The 2,964-nt window shown below is 52.6% G+C and carries 1 rRNA gene; it reads right to left on the reverse strand.

Annotated features, from left to right (window positions below):
- Nucleotides 1–2,769: ribosomal RNA gene (locus H0X90_RS35225) — 23S ribosomal RNA — on the reverse strand; the annotation flags it as partial.
- Nucleotides 2,770–2,964: the final 195 nt, after the last annotated feature.

Genomic DNA, 2,964 nt, shown 5'->3' on the forward strand with positions numbered 1-2,964 from the left:
CCAGGGATATCTCATCTTAAGGCGAGTTTCCCGCTTAGATGCTTTCAGCGGTTATCTCTTCCGAACATAGCTACCCGGCGATGCCACTGGCGTGACAACCGGTACACCAGAGGTTCGTCCACTCCGGTCCTCTCGTACTAGGAGCAGCCCCCTTCAAATATCCAACGCCCACGGCAGATAGGGACCAAACTGTCTCACGACGTTTTAAACCCAGCTCACGTACCTCTTTAAATGGCGAACAGCCATACCCTTGGGACCGGCTACAGCCCCAGGATGAGATGAGCCGACATCGAGGTGCCAAACACCGCCGTCGATATGAACTCTTGGGCGGTATCAGCCTGTTATCCCCAGAGTACCTTTTATCCGTTGAGCGATGGCCCTTCCATACAGAACCACCGGATCACTATGACCTGCTTTCGCACCTGCTCGACTTGTCGGTCTCGCAGTTAAGCACGCTTATGCCATTGCACTATCAGCACGATTTCCGACCGTACCTAGCGTACCTTCGTACTCCTCCGTTACGCTTTGGGAGGAGACCGCCCCAGTCAAACTGCCTACCATGCACTGTCCCCGACCCGGATCACGGGCCAAGGTTAGAACCTCAAACAAACCAGGGTGGTATTTCAAGGACGGCTCCACCGAAACTAGCGTTCCGGTTTCATAGCCTCCCACCTATCCTACACAGATCGGTTCAAAGTCCAATGCAAAGCTACAGTAAAGGTTCATGGGGTCTTTCCGTCTAGCCGCGGGTAGATTGCATCATCACAAACACTTCAACTTCGCTGAGTCTCGGGAGGAGACAGTGTGGCCATCGTTACGCCATTCGTGCAGGTCGGAACTTACCCGACAAGGAATTTCGCTACCTTAGGACCGTTATAGTTACGGCCGCCGTTTACCGGGACTTCAATCAAGAGCTTGCACCCCATCATTTAATCTTCCGGCACCGGGCAGGCGTCACACCCTATACGTCCACTTTCGTGTTTGCAGAGTGCTGTGTTTTTATTAAACAGTCGCAGCCACCAGTTTATTGCAACCCCTTCACCCTTCCAGCGCAGGCTGGTCAAGCTACAAGGGCGTACCTTATCCCGAAGTTACGGTACCAATTTGCCGAGTTCCTTCTCCCGAGTTCTCTCAAGCGCCTTAGAATACTCATCTCGCCCACCTGTGTCGGTTTGCGGTACGGTCATCGTTAGACTGAAGCTTAGAGGCTTTTCTTGGAACCACTTCCAATTGCTTCGCTCCCGAAGGAGCTCGCGCCACACCCTTGAATCCTGCGCCCGGATTTGCCTAAGCGCCTTCTCCAATGCAGCGACCGGGACTTCCAACACCCGGACAACCTTCCGCGATCCGTCCCCCCATCGCATCTAACAATGGTGCAGGAATATTGACCTGCTTCCCATCAGCTACGCATTTCTGCCTCGCCTTAGGGGCCGACTCACCCTACGCCGATGAACGTTGCGTAGGAAACCTTGGGCTTACGGCGAGGGGGCCTTTCACCCCCTTTATCGCTACTCATGTCAGCATTCGCACTTCCGATACCTCCAGCACCCTTTACAAGGCACCTTCGCAGGCTTACGGAACGCTCTCCTACCATGCGTGCAAGCACGCATCCGCAGCTTCGGTATATAGCTTAGCCCCGTTACATCTTCCGCGCAGGACGACTCGATCAGTGAGCTATTACGCTTTCTTTAAAGGGTGGCTGCTTCTAAGCCAACCTCCTGACTGTTTTAGCCTTCCCACTTCGTTTCCCACTTAGCTATATTTGGGGACCTTAGCTGGCGGTCTGGGTTGTTTCCCTCTTGACACCGGACGTTAGCACCCGATGTCTGTCTCCCGTGATTGCACTCTTCGGTATTCGGAGTTTGCTATGGCGGGGTAATCTGCAATAGACCCCCCAACCATGACAGTGCTCTACCCCCGAAGGTGAGACACGAGGCACTACCTAAATAGTTTTCGGAGAGAACCAGCTATTTCCAGGTTTGTTTAGCCTTTCACCCCTATCCACAGCTCATCCCCTAACTTTTCAACGTTAGTGGGTTCGGACCTCCAGTACGTGTTACCGCACCTTCATCCTGGCCATGGATAGATCACCTGGTTTCGGGTCTACGCCCAGCAACTGAACGCCCTATTCGGACTCGCTTTCGCTACGCCTGCCCTATACGGTTAAGCTTGCTACTGAACGTAAGTCGCTGACCCATTATACAAAAGGTACGCCGTCACCCCTTACGAGGCTCCGACTGTTTGTATGCATGCGGTTTCAGGATCTATTTCACTCCCCTCCCGGGGTTCTTTTCGCCTTTCCCTCACGGTACTGGTTCACTATCGGTCGATCACGAGTATTTAGCCTTGGAGGATGGTCCCCCCATCTTCAGACAGGATTTCACGTGTCCCGCCCTACTTGTCGCACACCTAGTTCTTTCGTACTGTTTTCGCCTACAGGGCTATCACCTGCTATGGCCGCACTTTCCAGAGCGTTCGGCTAACAATACAAATAAAGAGTGCAAGGCTCATCCCATTTCGCTCGCCACTACTTTGGGAATCTCGGTTGATTTCTTTTCCTGCGGTTACTTAGATGTTTCAGTTCACCGCGTTCGCTTCGCATGGCCTATGTATTCAGCCATGGATACTCCAAAAGGAGTGGGTTTCCCCATTCGGACATCTACGGATCAAAGCTCGTTTGCCAGCTCCCCGTAGCTTTTCGCAGGCTACCGCGTCCTTCATCGCCTGTGATCGCCAAGGCATCCACCACATGCACTTGTTCGCTTGACCCTATAACGAGTCTGTCTCGTTACAGGTTGAGTTCTCGCGTTGTGCCGTATTCCAATTGAGTCGAACTTAGAGTTCGAATCATCTTGAGATACATCGATACAATCACAACCCGGATAGTTTCCACGTCCATCTCAAGACGCTTCCGCTATCCAAATTACTTACTTCTTCCAGATTGTTAAAGAACGACAGCCGATA

This window comes from Burkholderia sp. 9775_39 (assembly GCF_015712225.1).
GTDB lineage: Bacteria > Pseudomonadota > Gammaproteobacteria > Burkholderiales > Burkholderiaceae > Burkholderia > Burkholderia cenocepacia.